13 protein-coding genes are annotated in these 13714 nt (G+C 75.4%); 5 read left to right on the top strand and 8 right to left on the bottom strand.

The features are described 5' to 3' along the window. Window positions 1-143: 143 nt before the first annotated feature. Together ACZ6X9_RS22425 and ACZ6X9_RS22420 are read left to right on the top strand one after the other, a co-directional pair. Window positions 144-1211, top strand: a complete 1068-nt coding sequence (locus ACZ6X9_RS22425) for a hypothetical protein (RefSeq protein WP_469779759.1) — start codon at window positions 144-146, stop codon at window positions 1209-1211. A gap of 227 nt (window positions 1212-1438) precedes the next feature. Beyond that, window positions 1439-2188, top strand: coding sequence for a dienelactone hydrolase family protein (locus tag ACZ6X9_RS22420; RefSeq protein ID WP_469779758.1), 750 nt, complete (start codon window positions 1439-1441; stop codon window positions 2186-2188). 64 nt (window positions 2189-2252) lie between these two features. Here the strand turns inward: ACZ6X9_RS22420 and ACZ6X9_RS22415 are convergent, their stop codons facing one another. The 3 genes from ACZ6X9_RS22415 to ACZ6X9_RS22405 all read right to left on the bottom strand — a co-directional run bounded on the left by ACZ6X9_RS22415 (window position 2253) and on the right by ACZ6X9_RS22405 (window position 5726). Further along, window positions 2253-3284: a hypothetical protein gene (locus ACZ6X9_RS22415; protein ID WP_469779757.1), complete on the bottom strand. Its 1032-nt coding sequence runs from the start codon at window positions 3282-3284 to the stop codon at window positions 2253-2255. A gap of 590 nt (window positions 3285-3874) precedes the next feature. Then, window positions 3875-5176, bottom strand: coding sequence for a phosphoribosyltransferase (locus ACZ6X9_RS22410; RefSeq protein WP_469779756.1), 1302 nt, complete (start codon window positions 5174-5176; stop codon window positions 3875-3877). A gap of 100 nt (window positions 5177-5276) precedes the next feature. Next, on the bottom strand, window positions 5277-5726 hold the full coding sequence (locus ACZ6X9_RS22405; RefSeq protein ID WP_469779755.1) for an HIT family protein: 450 nt from the start codon (window positions 5724-5726) through the stop codon (window positions 5277-5279). A gap of 590 nt (window positions 5727-6316) precedes the next feature. Between ACZ6X9_RS22405 and ACZ6X9_RS22400 the strand changes: the two genes are divergently transcribed. Both ACZ6X9_RS22400 and ACZ6X9_RS22395 read left to right on the top strand, forming a co-directional pair. After that, on the top strand, window positions 6317-7075 hold the full coding sequence (locus tag ACZ6X9_RS22400) for a restriction endonuclease (protein WP_469779754.1): 759 nt from the start codon (window positions 6317-6319) through the stop codon (window positions 7073-7075). A 90-nt stretch (window positions 7076-7165) separates the two neighbouring features. Beyond that, window positions 7166-7981, top strand: coding sequence for a DUF72 domain-containing protein (locus tag ACZ6X9_RS22395; protein ID WP_469779753.1), 816 nt, complete (start codon window positions 7166-7168; stop codon window positions 7979-7981). Here ACZ6X9_RS22395 and ACZ6X9_RS22390 read toward each other — a convergent pair. The 3 genes from ACZ6X9_RS22390 to ACZ6X9_RS22380 form a co-directional block, all read right to left on the bottom strand. Next, a complete protein-coding gene (locus ACZ6X9_RS22390; protein WP_469779752.1) occupies window positions 7929-9494 on the bottom strand; it encodes a GMC oxidoreductase in 1566 nt (521 codons plus the stop codon). The two genes, ACZ6X9_RS22395 and ACZ6X9_RS22390, sit on opposite strands and share 53 nt — an antisense overlap. 318 nt (window positions 9495-9812) lie before the next feature. Continuing rightward, window positions 9813-11084 carry a wax ester/triacylglycerol synthase domain-containing protein gene (locus ACZ6X9_RS22385; RefSeq protein ID WP_469779751.1) on the bottom strand — a complete coding sequence of 424 codons (1272 nt, stop codon included), beginning with the start codon at window positions 11082-11084 and terminating at the stop codon, window positions 9813-9815. 126 nt (window positions 11085-11210) lie between these two features. Further along, window positions 11211-11549 carry a hypothetical protein gene (locus ACZ6X9_RS22380; protein ID WP_469779750.1) on the bottom strand — a complete coding sequence of 113 codons (339 nt, stop codon included), beginning with the start codon at window positions 11547-11549 and terminating at the stop codon, window positions 11211-11213. A 283-nt stretch (window positions 11550-11832) separates the two neighbouring features. Between ACZ6X9_RS22380 and ACZ6X9_RS22375 the strand changes: the two genes are divergently transcribed. Next, entirely contained in the window at window positions 11833-12810 is a 978-nt protein-coding gene (locus ACZ6X9_RS22375) for a sporulation protein (RefSeq protein WP_469779749.1), read from the top strand. A gap of 38 nt (window positions 12811-12848) precedes the next feature. Here the strand turns inward: ACZ6X9_RS22375 and ACZ6X9_RS22370 are convergent, their stop codons facing one another. Beyond that, window positions 12849-13244 carry an NUDIX hydrolase gene (locus ACZ6X9_RS22370; protein WP_469779748.1) on the bottom strand — a complete coding sequence of 132 codons (396 nt, stop codon included), beginning with the start codon at window positions 13242-13244 and terminating at the stop codon, window positions 12849-12851. A gap of 55 nt (window positions 13245-13299) precedes the next feature. Beyond that, window positions 13300-13704 carry a tautomerase family protein gene (locus tag ACZ6X9_RS22365; protein WP_469779747.1) on the bottom strand — a complete coding sequence of 135 codons (405 nt, stop codon included), beginning with the start codon at window positions 13702-13704 and terminating at the stop codon, window positions 13300-13302. Window positions 13705-13714 lie beyond the last annotated feature (10 nt).

The following is a 13714-nucleotide window of genomic DNA, read 5'->3' as shown; positions in this document are numbered from 1 at the left end:
CTGCCGCGAGCCGGCCGCAACCTCCGGTCGCCGGTCACCTGTTTCCACGATTGTCCTGACGTGACCCGCCTCCGCTCTCGGCGCGGGCGCGGCGCCCGGAGGCGCTCGACGGACGGAGCCGGCATGCCTTTAAGGTCACGTCCATGACGAGGACCACGCCCCCGCGCCCCCTTGACGTCGAGGCGCTCTTCCCGGAACTGGCGGCCTTCCGGGGGACGACCACCCGTCTCCACCCGCGCCCGGGCGCACCGGGCGCGGCGGACAGTTCCGTGGGCGGTCCCATGCTCTGGCCCGCGGACGAGCCGTGGCCGGTCTGCACCGAACCCCACGGCCGCGCGCGGGGCCGGCGCCCGGACGACATCCGCCGCTACCGGCGGGTACTGGCCGCCGCGTGGGATCGCGAGGAGACTCCCGGGCCGACGGACGAGGAACGGGCGCTGCTGGAAGAACTGCACCGGGAACACCCGATCCCCGGGATGTCCGCGACCGAGCCGCTCCCGATGATCGGCCTCGCGCAGGTGTACCGACGGGACGTACCCGACCTGCCGGCGGGACCGGACGGCTGCGACCTGCTGCAGGTGTTCTGGTGTCCCTTCGACGCGCACGGCCCGGGCCGGTACGACCTGGAACTCCGCCTGCGCTGGCGGCGGTCGGGGGAGGTCGGCGAGGTACTCGCCACGCCACCGCGGCCGCAGGTCGTCGGGGCCGACGGTTTCGTGCCCGAGGCCTGTGTGCTGTACCCGGAACAGGTGGTCACCTACCCGTTCGCCGGCGAACTGCCCGAGGAACTGTGCGCCCGGATCGACGCCTGGGAGCGGGAACGTGAGGAGGAGGCCCTCGCGGAGGAGGAGGCCCTCGGAGAGGAAGCGGAGCGGACTGGGGGCGACGGAAGGACGGCAGAGCCGCCGGGCTACCAGTACGACCTGTCCATCCCGCCCGGCTGGCGTGTGGGCGGCTACGCCTCCTGGCACTCGACGGACCCGTACCCCGTGAACTGCCCGGCCTGCGCGACACCCATGCACCTGCTCCTCACCGTCGACAGCTCCGAATGGGACGGCGGCAACGGCAGTTGGAGACCGCTGGAGGACCGGGACCGGCCCGCCCACCGCTGGGCCTCTCCCACACAGGTCGTCGTCGGCCGCTGGGGCGGGCTCAACATATTCGCCTGCCCGGACGATCCCGGGCATCCGCACCGCCGGAGCATCCAGTAGCGCCCCGCGCCGTGGCCCGGCTCCCGGCCCCCTCCGGCCGGGAGGCCGAGCGAAAAACCGTTTGGCGACCCCGCGCCACCCCTGGTACGTTTCCGGCGACCGTGCAGGAGAACGAGGAGGTGGTACCCGTGAACGCAGTATCGACATGGGTGCTCCCCTCCGGGGTCACGGTCGGGCGATAGGTCGTCCGGGAGCGCCGATCACGAGCGCTCCCGAAAGGCACGACCATGTATCTCACCGTCACGTCCGAACGGCGTCTCGACGACGATGTCGTCGAGCGCGAGTTCACCCGCGACGAGATCCCCGGCATTCTCTGGACACCCGCGACCGCGTCCGCTTCCGCACCGGTGCCGCTGATCCTGATCGGCCACCCCCCGCTCGGACTGCGCACGATGTACCCACGGCTGGCGGGGCGGGCCCGGCACTACGCGGCACGGTACGGCTTCGCCGCGGCCACCATCGAACTCCCCGGAAGCGGTGAACGGCCCCGATGGGCCGCCCTCGAACAGGCCCGCGCCGACCTGCGCCGGGCGACGCGGGCCGGCGAGCCGGTCGGCGAAGAGATCATCGACGCCCTCGTCCTCCCCCTGGTCGAAAAGGCGGTCCCCGAATGGCGGACCGCCCTGGACGCCCTCCAGGCCCTGCCCGAAATCGGCGGCCCGGTCGGGTACGAGGGCGGAATCATCTCCATCGGGATCCGCCTCGCGTCGGCCGAGCCACGCGTCATGGCCGCCGTCCTCTTCGCCGGGAGCCTCGTGCCGGCCGCCATGTTCGAGGAGGCCCGCCGGGTCGCCGTTCCGCTGCAGGTCCTCCTGCAGTGGGACGACGAAGGGAACGACCGGCAGGCCGCACTGCGCCTGTTCGACGCCCTGGGCTCCGAGGAGAAGACCCTGCACGCCAATCTCGGCGGACACGCCGGCGTCCCAGCGTACGAACTCGACGCCGCGGCCCGGTTCTTCGCCCGTCACCTGGCCTGAGGCCGGGCCGGCGGAAGACGGCGTGCGGCGCGCGGCGTGCGGGGGCAGGGGGGCAGGGCGCCTGTCACGCCCGGCAGTTGGTGACCGTGCCGCCCGCGCTGTTGTCGGTGCGGCAGAGGTTGTCGCCCGTGCCGCCGTCGACCGTCGCGTACGGGCCGAGGACGACCGCCGTGCCGCCCGGGCCCTGGATGACGTCGTCATCGGCGTCCCCGGAGAGCGTGGCGTACCCGTCCTGCCCGGCGGACGGCACCTCGATGAGATCGCCTCCGGCGCCCCCGCTGACGTAGGTCGCGCGGGCTTCGGAGCCGGCGCTGATTCCTCGGACGCGGATGACGTCGTCGCCCTCGTCGCCGTCCACGGTCGCGGGCTTGGGCAGGCGGGACTCCACGGGGAGCGTCCCGTCCACCGTGATCTCGTCCTCGCCGGGGCCGCCGTGGACCGGGCCCGCCAGCGCCCCGACCGTCACCGTGTCGTCGCCGGGCCCGCCGTCGAGTCGGTGTGTCCTGTCGTATCCGGCCACGCGGAAGGCGGCGACGTGGAGGGTGTCGTTCCCGTCGCCGCCGTCGATCGTGGCGCCGAACACGCGGCCCGTGGTGATCGCGTCGTCCCCCGCGCCGCCGTCGACGCGCCCTTGGTACGACACCTCGCCGGTGGTGATGGTGTCGTTGCCCGCCCCACCGAGGACGGCGCCCTGGACGCTCCACTTGTCCTTGTCGGTCACGGTGATCTCGTCGTCGCCGTCGCCACCGTCGACGGATCCGCGGACGTCCCCGCCGCCGGCGAGGATCCGGTCGACGATGATGACGTCGTCCCCGCCGAGGCCGTCGACCGTGCCGGACAGGTGACCGCTGTCGGCGTCGCCGCCCCTGACCTCGATGACGTCCGCCTTGTCGGTGCCGTTGAGGGGCCCGTCGGAGGAACGGAGCCCCTCCGTGCAGACGATGTGGACGCCGCCGCCCGGCAGTCGGACGCTGGTGCAACCCGACGGAAGCACCGTGGCGGGTGCCGTCGCGGCCGTCGCGGCCGTCGCGGTGGGCGCGGCGAGGAGCACGAGACCCGCGACGAACGCGCCGACGGCGGTGTGTCTTAAGCGCATGCTGTTTCCTCCTGAGGGTGTGGTGTGGCGGTTGGGCATATGCCACCGGTGAGGGCCAACAGCGTTCCCGTGCGCGGCGGGGGCGCACAAGCGCGAATCCGGCCGAGGCGTCCCGGCCGACGCGGGTCCGTCGGATCCCGGCCGCACCCCGGTCACCGGGGGACGCGAGCCCGTCGGACCGCCGCCCGTTCCGTGCGGCGCGTGGGCCGACGGGAGCCGAGCCCCTGCCCGTCCCGCGCGGTACGCCTCACCGGCCGTCGCGGCGGGACCGAGGAGCGAGCTGTGAGCGAGGAGCGAGGGCTGCCGACCGGTTGGCTCCGCCGGGTCCTGCCCCCGTGACGGAGGCGGGTCGGAGACGCGCCCGTGGAAGCGGCGGTGGCGGGGCGAGGCGCACGGGAGCCGGCCCGTCGGAGCGAGGGCGAGGCGCACGCGCAGGCCACCGCCCCTCAGGAACACGTCGGGTCGCCGCAGCCGGTCGGACGCGCCGGGTCGCCGCAGCCGGGCGCCGCGTCAGGCCGCCGTGGCGAGACGTGCGCGCCAACCGCCGTGGCGAGTCATGCGCGTCAAGCCGCCGTCGCGGGTCGGACGCGTCAGCCCGTCGTGGCGAGATGGTCGGTGAACCACTCGCAGGCCAGCTCCGCCACCGTGTCGAGCGCCCCCGGCTCCTCGAACAGATGCGTGGCGCCGTCCACCACCACCAGCCGGTTCTCGCACCGCAGCCGCTCCGCCGCCCGCCGGTTCAGATCCAGGACCGCCTCGTCCAGGCCGCCCACCAGGAACAGCGTCGGCGCCCGGACACCCGCCAGCCGGTCCATGGCCAAGTCCGGGCGGCCACCCCGCGACACCACGGCGGCCGGGCCCTCCCGGCCCTCCTCCGCAGCCGCCCACAGGGCCGCCGCGGCCCCTGTGCTGGCACCGAAGTAGCACAACGGGACGGACTCGCGGCGCATCCACTCCGTCACCTGGCCCAGCCGGCCGGCCAGCAGGCCGATGTCGAAGACCTTCGCCCGGTCCTCCGCCTCCTCCGGCGTCAGCAGATCGAAGAGCAGCGTCCCCAGGCCCGCCCGGTTGAGCACCCCCGCCACGGCACGGTTGCGCGGACTGTGCCGGCTGCTGCCGCTGCCGTGCGCGAACAGGACCACGGCCGGCGCGCCCGGCGGCATCGTCAGATCACCGTCCAGCGTGACCGTGCGGTCGTCCACCGGCAGCATCACCGGCGCCGGGCCGTGGATGTGCGCCCCCGCGCGGGGCGGCGCGGACGCCGTGTCGTGCCGCAGCAACGCCACCACCTCCTCGTCCGCCGTCTGGGAGAAGTCCCGGTACCACTCGCCCACCGCCGAGAACCCGGCCGGTGCCGACAGGTACACCAGCTCGTCGGCCTCGCCGCGCAGCGACTGCACCGCGTCCGGCGAGGTCACCGGCACCGCCAGCACCACCCGCCGGGCACCCTGTGCCCGGGCCACCTTGCACGCCGCCGCGGCCGTGGAACCGGTGGCGATCCCGTCGTCCACCACCACGGCCGTCCGGCCCTCCAGCGGCACCCGGGGCCGCCCGCCGCGAAACCGGTCCGCCTGCTCCCGCAGATGCCGCTCCTCCGCCCGCTGGACCTCCGCCAGGTCGTCCTCGTCCACCCGGCCCATCCGCATGATGTCGTCGCGCACCACCCGCACGCCGCCCTCCCCGAGCGCCCCGAAACCCAGTTCCCGGTGCGCGGGCACCCCCAGCTTGCGCACCAGGATCACGTCCAGCGGTGCGCGCAGCGCCCGGGCGACCTGGTAGGCCACCGGCACGCCGCCGCGCGGCAGGCCCAGCACGACGGGATCGTCCCCACGCAGGTGCTCCAGCCGCTCGGCCAGCCGCCGGCCCGCGTCCACTCGGTCGTCGAATCGCATGTCCACCTCCGGCAGCCGGGGCGCACCCGGCCGGCGGGCGGGAAAGGTCTCCCTTCCACTATGCGACCCCCGCCCGTGCGCTCCAACCCGGCCCCGGCGCTCACCCGCCGCCGTCGGCCAGGGCCGCCCGGACCCGCGCCGCGACCTCCCCGGCCTCGTCCTCCGAGGCGTACCGCGTGCGCGGCCAGAAGAAGCCCCGCAGCCCGTCCCGCCGGTTGCGCGGCACCACGTGCACATGCAGGTGCGGTACCGACTGGCTCACCTTGTTGTTCGCCGCGACGAACGACCCCGCCGCCCCCATCGCCCGTTCCACCGCCCCGGCGACCCGCCGCACCCGTACGAAGAACGGCCCGATGTCCGTCTCCGGCAGGTCGGTCAGCGTCACCACGTGCCGCCGGGGCACCACCAGCACATGCCCCGGGAACAGCGGCCGGACGTCCAGGAACGCCACCGCCACCTCGTCCGCCAGCACGCGGTGGGCCGCCGAACCGCCCGCCACGATCGCGCAGAAGACGCACTCCGACGCCGAGGGACCCTGTGATTCCCGCATGGTGACGAGTCTCCACGGGATCTTCGGCCGGTGGGCCGGCGACCCGCCCGCTCCCGCCGTCCGGGCCGTCGTGATGCCTCTCCGGCCACGCGTCCCCCGAGGCCCCCGACTCCCGGCGGACGAGGCGCCGCGGCCCTCCCCACGGGCAGCAGCCCGCCGCAGGCCATTCCGGCGGGGGACAACGACGGGGGTCGCCGGGGGAGCGGGGAAAACACGATGACCCGACGTCCGTGCCCGTGCCCGCGCCTGTGCCCGCGCCGTGAGGCCCACGCGGCGCTGCTGATCGTGGCGATCGCCGTGGCGGCGCTGCCGCTCGGCCACGCCGGGGGTGAGGCTCTCGTCGCCCCCGAAGGGACGCACGTCGCACGAGCACGCCGCCACCACCGCCTGGAACGACCTCTTCCGGACGCGGCGCGACGGCCCGTTCCGGACCCGGCCGCCCCCGCTGCCCGCGCCCATGGGGCCCTAGCGCCGAGAGCCGACGAGGCGTGTATCGGCGGGAGGGCAGCGAAGGGCCCATGAAACCCCCGCGCGGGGGCAAGCGCACCCTCAGGTGATCTTGAAAGCCGACGTGGGGGGAGCCGCCGAAGATGTCGATGCCCGAGACCTCCGTCCCCCGGCGCGGCCGTGCCGGCCACCGTACGGCCTTCGCCCTCCGCCGGACCGCCTTCGCCTTCGCGCTGCTCGCCATCGTGGTCTGCGGCGCCGGTCTGACGCTGCGGACCGCCGCCGCCCACGCCGCCGAGCACCCGGCCGGTGCCCTGGTCGCCCTGCTCGCGCTCGGCTGCGCCGGAACGGTGGCCTATCGCGGCCGCCACCACCTGCGCGCTGCCTTCCGGGCGACGGCGGAGCGGCCGGAGCTCCCACCGGACACCGTGCCTCCGGTGGTGGAGGTGGACTACGCGGCCATGGACCCCGCGGAGTTCGAGCAGGCCATCGCCGGGCTGTGCGAGCGCGACGGCTGCACGGACGTACAGGTCGTCGGAGGCGCCGGCGACCTCGGGGCCGACGTGCTCGCCACCGCGCCCGACGGGCGGCGCCTCGTCGTCCAGTGCAAGCGGTACGGGCCCGACCACAAGGTCGGCTCCCAGGACCTGCAACGCTTCGGCGGCACCTGCTTCACCATTCACGGCGCCCACCTCGCCGCCCTCGTCACCACCAGCGACTTCACCACCCCCGCCCTCGAGTACGCCGCCCGCAGCGGCATCCTCTGCCTCGACGCCCGGGCGCTCGCGGCGTGGACGGACGGCGGGGCCGCACCCCCGTGGCGGCAGGCGGGTGCGCTCGCGGAGCCGGACGGCGGGGACGCGGGGTACGCGTACGGGCCGGCGCCCGGGGAGCGCCCGTAAGCGGCTTCGCCGCTCGTCCTCGAACGCCGGACGGGCTGAAGTGCCCGCCCCTCGGTGATCCACCGGCCCGCTCCGGGCAGGCATCCCCCCATGCCCCTCCTCGTCGGAACATCCGGCTGGCAGTACGCAGACTGGCGCGGCGGCCTCTACCCGGACGGACTGCCCCAACGACTGTGGCTGGAGGAGTACGTCCGCCACTTCGCCACCGTCGAGAACAACAACGCCTTCTACCGGCTGCCCTCCCCGGAGACCTTCGCCGACTGGCGCGACCGGACCCCCGACGGATTCGTGATGGCCGTCAAGGCCAGCCGCTTCCTCACCCACATCAAACGGCTCCGCGACCCCGCCGAACCCGTCGCCCGGCTGCTGCGCCACGCGGCCGGCCTCGGCGACCGGCTCGGCCCCGTCCTGCTCCAACTGCCGCCCACCCTGCGCGCCGACCCGGCGACGCTCGACGCCGCCCTCGCCGCGTTCCCACCCGGCGTCCGCGTGGCCGTCGAACCCCGCCACCCCACCTGGTGGACGGACGAGGTACGGGCCGTCCTCGAACGCCGGGGCGCGGCCCTGTGCTGGGCCGACGCTGGCTCCCGGCCCGCGGGCCCGCTCTGGCGCACCGCCGACTGGGGCTACCTGCGCTTCCACGGCGGCCGGGCCCGGCCCTGGCCCCGCTACGGCCGGCAGGCCCTCGCCACCTGGGCCGGGCGGGTGGCCGGCACCTGGCCAGGACCGGCCGTCGTCCACGCCTACTTCAACAACGACCCCGGCGGCGCCGCCGTCCTCGACGCGGCCGTCTTCACCCGCGCGGCCACCCGCGCCGGGCTGGACGTCGCCGAGGTCCCGGACGCCCCGGCCGTCACCCCGCCCGCGCGACGATCCCCGCCAGCGCGCGCTCGGCGAGCGCCGTGATGGTCAGCGACGGATTGGCGCCGCCCACCGTCCCCGGCAGCAACGAACCGTCGACGACGTACAGCCCCGGCACGCCCCGGACCCGCCCCTCCAGGTCCGTCACCCGGCCGATCGCACACCCGCCCACCGGATGCGCGGTGAAGGGCGAGAGCCGCACGGTCAGCGGCAGGGTGCCCGGGTTGGCGGCGATGACGCGCCGGCTGAACGCCAGCGCGGCGCGCGCCGACGCCGTCGACCCGCCGCCCCAGCCCGTCAGCCGCACCCGGCCGGTCCGGGGATCGGAGCGGAACGCGCCCCGGTGATCGCCGTCCGCCGTCACGCTCAGCGTGACGACCGCCGGCAGCCCCTGGAACTCCGGCAGCACCCAGCTCTCCGCGCGCAGCGGCAGTCCCAGGCCGTCCGGGACGAACACCCCCGACGCGCACGGCGATCCCTGCGTCGCCCCGTGCTGGACCAGCGGCTGCGAACGGACGGTCACCTGGTCGCCGTTGTCGCCGACGCCCTCCCCGAGGGCCGCCGGCAGGTCGGGCAGGTCACCCCGGTCCCGGGCGGCGACCAGCAGCCGGTTGGTGTTGAGCGTGCCCGCCGCCACGAACAGCAGATCGCAGGTGAACTCCTCGGTGTCCAGCACCGCGCCGCCGGGCGTCAGCCGGCGGACCTCCACCCGGAACCGGCCGTCCCGCCGCCGGCCGACGGACCGCACCTCGTGCAACGGCCGCACCTGCACGTTCCCTGTGGCCAGGGCCGCGGGCAGGTAACTGCGCGTCAGGGACTTCTTCGCCCCGTTGCCGCAGCCGAAGTCCGACTCGCCGACCGTCGTGGACAGCGGCAGCCGGTGCGCCAGTTCACCGCGCACCACGTCCCAGTCGAACGTCGAGTCCAGGGGCGCCGGCCGGAACCCCGCCCGCGTCACCTGCCGGTCCCACACCCGCGAGTGGAGGAACGGTGAGGACGCGTAGACGTCACGCGGCATCGGCGAGGCGCCCAGCATCGCCCGGGCCCGCGGGAACCAGGTGCGGGCGAACTCCTCGTAGCGCAGCCCGGACGGGTAGAACCGCTCGAAACACCGGCGCGGCGGCGCCACCGTCACCCCCGTGTAGACCAGCGAACCGCCGCCGACACCCGCCCCGCACCAGACGTCCAGTCCCGGCTCCTCCGCCACCTCCAGCACCCCGGGCGCCGGCCGCACCGGCACCGGCAGCATCCCCGGATAGCGGGCGGTGTGACGGAACCAGAACATCGTGTCCGTCACCGCGTGCGCCGACCCGAACAGCGGTCTCGCCGGGGCCACCGGCCACTCCCGGCCCCGCTCCAGCACCACCGTGTCCACCCCCGCCCGCCCCAGCCGCAGCGCCGCCACCGCCCCGCCGAACCCCGAACCGACCACCAGCGCCCGGAAGTGAGTCCGCCCGGCCGCCGCCGCTGCCCGGCTCCCCAGGGCCACCGCCCCCAGCCCCGCCAGACCGCCCCGGGCCGCCAGGCCCAGCACCTCGCGCCGGCTCCGTCCCGCCATCCTTGCCTCCCGCTCGTCCACGCCGCGTCTCACTCCGTCCACACCATCGGCCGTCCGGCGGCACCCGCGCGGGGGACGCGCCCGGCCGAGCGCCCGGGACGACCTGCCCGGCCGAGCGGCCTCGCGCCCGGAGTACCCGGGCGGACGGCCTCCCGACGGGTGTCCCGGCGCAGCCGCTGCGCCGCTTCCCGGGATCGCCGTCCCGAGCCCGCGCACCGCCGGCCGCCGGACGGGCCGGACGGCACGTCCGGGCGCGCCCCCGTCCGCCGCGGCCACGGCCGACTCGCCGACCGTGTCCGCGTGCCGTCCGACAGGCCGTCAGTCCGCGACCGCCGCGCGCAGCTCCTCCAGCGCGGCGCCGAGCAGCTCCGGCAGTTGGTCCGTGCCGGGCACACCGGCGTCGAACAGGAACGAGACGGACACCCGCGTCTTCTCCAGGACGAAGACGCAGCCGCCCGGGGACGAACCGAGCGGCGGGGACACCGGGACGAGCCCCGTGATGCCCGGACCGCCGTCGTGCAGGTCCGCCGGGATGACGGTGACCCCCAGCCGGGGCGGCGAGCAGTGGTGCACGACCCGGTGGGCGAGCCACGCCACCGGCCCCGGCGCCCGCAGCAGATAACCGAACAGCTCCCGGAACCGGTACAGCGTCATCGGGCCGGTGTCCCGGACGACCGCCGCCAGGCGCCGCGCGGGGGAGGGCTCCGCGCAGGGCAGGGTCAGCGGCATGACGCCCAGCGCACTGCCCAGGGCCGCCCGGTCACCGGGATGCCGCAGACTGACGGGCAGATAGACGCGCAGCCCCCGGCGCTGCCGCCGGCCGGCCGCGCCGCACCAGTGCTCCGGCGTCCACGCCCGGAGGGCGCTGGCCAGCGCGGCCAGCGCCACCTGGGCGGCCGACGCGCCCGTACGGCGGGTGACCTCGTCCAGCCCGGACCGGTCCAGCGTCACCGTGTGCAGCGTCCGCTCGCCGGTCACGGCGGAGCACGGCGGCAGCCAGCGCGCCGTACGCCCGAACAGATGCGGGAGGAAACGCGCGCAGAAACGCACCGTCCGCAGCGACGGCGCCCGGGGCGCGGGCCGGGGCGCGGGCGCCGGCAACCGGGCCCCCGACAGGGCGGCGCCCATGGCCTGAGCCATCGCCAGGCCGTCCTGGAACAGATGGGCCGCCCGGTACACCAGCAGGTACTCGTCCGCCCGGTGACCCCGGACCAGCCGGACGCCCCACAGCGGCCGCCCGGCCGGCAGCGGAGCCGCCAGCGCGTCCAGCGCGCAGCGGCCCACCGGCCACCCGGCGGGCACCTCGACCTCCTCGACGTGCCGCGAGACGTCCAGCCCGGCCACCGGCTCGAAACGCGCCCGGCGGCCCGACCCGCCCACCCGGTACCCCAGCGCGGGCACCCGCGTGACCAGGTCGGCCACCAGCCGCTCCAGCTCCTCCCGGGTCGGCGGCGCGCCCGTCATCCGGGCCGCGATGCAGACATGGGTACGGGCCGGGTCCGCCGTCGTCCGGACGCGCAGGTACTGGTACCTGTCCGACGGGCCGAACGGGACGGGGACGTGGCCGCGGTCCGCGGGAAGCACGAGCATGCCGGGAGACCCTTTCCGGTTCCTGCGCTGTGGCCGGTCGCGGGCGGGACACCGCCCGTCCCGCCACTATGGCGCCCGGCCCGGCCGCGGGCCGGTAGGAACACAGGCCTCCCGGGGCCCCGTCCGTCAGATGGTGACGCAGACACCGTCCTCGATGGTCCGGCCGTCACGCTCCAGCCCGGCGCAGACCAGCTTGGCGCCCTTCTGCTCCCGGCCCACCGCCCAGCGGTGGGAGGCCGCGTTCACCTTCGGCGAGCGGTAGTCGCCCCAGTAGGCGCGGATCGTGCCCGGCAGCCCGTCCTTCGTCCGTACGGTGATGTCCTGCACGAACCGGTTGTGATGGGCCGTCAGCACACACAGGTACTTGCCGCAGTGCCCGTCGACCCCCGCCTGCGCGGGCGCCGCCGCCACCAGGCCGAGAGCGAGGGCCGCGAGTACGGTCCCGGCCTTCTTCTTGAGTCCCATGGGTCTTCCCCGTCGTCCGTGCGCCGCGCCCCGATGACGCGGCCGTCGCCGGCCAGTAGACCGGCCGGCGGGAGGGAAGGAGGGCGTTTCCCGGGAAGGTCATCTGATCAGGGGAATCCGGCGGTCCGGCCGGACGGCCGGCGGAACGGGCTGATCCGGCCCGGCGCGCGCGGTGCCGGGCCCCGGCCGGCACCCCGTGTTCCGCCGGCCCGCCCGGGCAGGGCAAGGTGGTGCCGTACGAGGTACGGAAACACAGAGGGAACAGAAGGTAGGGGACGCCGCGATGGTGTTCAAGAAGCTGCTCGGGTCGCTCGGAGTGGGCGGCCCCACGGTCGACACGGTCCTGGACGGCCCGGTGCTGCCCGGCGCCGACCTGACCGGTCACGTCCGGCTGCGCGGCGGCAAGGCGGACTTCGACGTCGAGCACGTCACGCTGGAGTTCGAGGCGCGCGTCGAGGCCGAGCGGGGCGACGAGGAGCACCACGGCACCGTGGTCTTCGACCGGCACACGGTCACCGGCGGCTTCCGCCTCGCCGCCGGCGAGGAGCGGGACGTCCCGTTCGCGGCGCCGGTGCCCTGGGAGACGCCGGTCACCGAGCTGTACGGGCGCCCCCTGGGCACCGTCCTCGGCGTGCGCACCGGACTCGCCATCGCCGGCGCGCGGGACAAGGGCGACCTCGACCCGCTGACCGTGCGCCCGCTGCCCGCGCAGGAGGCGGTCCTTGAGGCGTTCGGCCGGCTCGGCTTCGCCCTCCGCTCGGCCGACCTCGAGCTCGGCCACATCCACGGCAGCGGCCAGCGGCTGCCCTTCTACCAGGAGATCGAGTTCGCCCCGGCGCCGCAGTACGCCTACGCCGTCAACGAGATCGAGGTGACCTTCCTGGCCGCGCCGGACGGCATGGAGGTCGTGCTGGAGGCCGACAAGCGCGGCGGTCTCTTCTCCGGCGGACACGACGTCGTCACCCGCTTCCACGTCTCCCACCACGAGGCGGCGGGACACGACCTGACGGCGGAGGTCGAGTCCTGGGTGCAGCGCATGATCGAGCACCACGGTGCCCGGCGGGCGCACCACGGCATCCATCAGGACGGCCGTATCCAGGACCGCTGCCACCGCTCCGGGCCCGGCATGGGCACCGTCGTCGCCGCCGGCGCGGCGGGCGTCGCGGCCGGTGTGGTCGGCGGTCTGGTGGCGGCCGAGGTCGTCGACGAGATCGGCGACTTCTTCGAGGGCGAGGACGAGGACGGCGGCGGCGAGGACTGAGGCGGCGCGCCGGGGTTCCGACGACGGGCCCCGGCGCGTCAGCGCAGCAGGCCCGCCGCCCTGAGGTCGTCGAACAGCAGTCGGTCGACCGGCGGGACGAGCGGCCGGTCCGCGTACGAGAACCAGGCCACCTCCTCGATCTCCGCACTGGCCGTCAGCGTCCCGCCGTACTCGCCCGTGTAACAGCTCATCCGGACCACCGTGCCGGCCGGCAGCTCCGGTACCGCCGCTTCGTAGGTGCCCACATGGGCGACGGTCGCGGGGTCGAGGAGGACCGTCAACTCCTCCTCGACCTCCCGCAGCAGGGTCTCCAGATCGCTCTCCGTGCCCTCCCGCTTCCCGCCGGGCACGTAGAAGACGTCCTTCCCCCGCGGCCGGGCGCAGAGGACCCGTCCGTCCTCGATCCGCACCCAGGCCACCGTGTCGATCAGCACGACGCTCCGCTCCCTCTCCGTTCCCGTCCGGCGGCCGGTGTGCCGCGCGAAGGGGTCATGCAACCACAGGGCCGGGCCCGGGCACGTACTGCGCCTCCCCTTCGCCCAGCGACCAGTCGGCCGGCGCGTTCTCGGTCACGGTGACGAAGACGTTCCGCGGCTCGGTACCGGCGTAGGCGTGCGCGAGGTCGGCGATGCGCCGGTAGAGCGCCCGTTTCCGCTCGGGGGAACGGCCGGCGCGCATGGTGATCGCGATGTACACGATGCCCTCGTCCCGGCGCACGCCCGGGTAACTGCCGTAGCGGAGCGTACTGGTGGTGCCGTCGTGGCCGGTGAGGATCTGGAACAGGTCGTCGTCCGGGATGCCGAGGGTCTCCCGGAGGGCGTCGTGCACGGCGCGGCCGAGCGCGTCCAGCCGGTCGCGGTCGGTTCCCAGGGCGTCGATGCGGACCAGGGGCATGGCGGGTTCC

This window comes from Streptomyces sp. NPDC052910, from assembly GCF_055585605.1.
Note: the sequence above shows the minus strand (reverse complement) of the source record. Positions and strands in the feature narration are given on the sequence as shown.

Bases quoted from the DNA above. Each gene is read 5' to 3' on its own strand.
- ACZ6X9_RS22425 (WP_469779759.1), top strand. From the start codon at position 144: ATGACGAGGACCACGCCCCCGCGCCCCCTTGACGTCGAGGCGCTCTTC.
- ACZ6X9_RS22420 (WP_469779758.1), top strand. From the start codon at position 1,439: ATGTATCTCACCGTCACGTCCGAACGGCGTCTCGACGACGATGTCGTC.
- ACZ6X9_RS22415 (WP_469779757.1), bottom strand. From the start codon at position 3,284: ATGCGCTTAAGACACACCGCCGTCGGCGCGTTCGTCGCGGGTCTCGTG.
- ACZ6X9_RS22410 (WP_469779756.1), bottom strand. From the start codon at position 5,176: ATGCGATTCGACGACCGAGTGGACGCGGGCCGGCGGCTGGCCGAGCGG.
- ACZ6X9_RS22405 (WP_469779755.1), bottom strand. From the start codon at position 5,726: ATGCGGGAATCACAGGGTCCCTCGGCGTCGGAGTGCGTCTTCTGCGCG.
- ACZ6X9_RS22400 (WP_469779754.1), top strand. From the start codon at position 6,317: ATGTCGATGCCCGAGACCTCCGTCCCCCGGCGCGGCCGTGCCGGCCAC.
- ACZ6X9_RS22395 (WP_469779753.1), top strand. From the start codon at position 7,166: ATGCCCCTCCTCGTCGGAACATCCGGCTGGCAGTACGCAGACTGGCGC.
- ACZ6X9_RS22390 (WP_469779752.1), bottom strand. From the start codon at position 9,494: ATGGCGGGACGGAGCCGGCGCGAGGTGCTGGGCCTGGCGGCCCGGGGC.
- ACZ6X9_RS22385 (WP_469779751.1), bottom strand. From the start codon at position 11,084: ATGCTCGTGCTTCCCGCGGACCGCGGCCACGTCCCCGTCCCGTTCGGC.
- ACZ6X9_RS22380 (WP_469779750.1), bottom strand. From the start codon at position 11,549: ATGGGACTCAAGAAGAAGGCCGGGACCGTACTCGCGGCCCTCGCTCTC.
- ACZ6X9_RS22375 (WP_469779749.1), top strand. From the start codon at position 11,833: ATGGTGTTCAAGAAGCTGCTCGGGTCGCTCGGAGTGGGCGGCCCCACG.
- ACZ6X9_RS22365 (WP_469779747.1), bottom strand. From the start codon at position 13,704: ATGCCCCTGGTCCGCATCGACGCCCTGGGAACCGACCGCGACCGGCTG.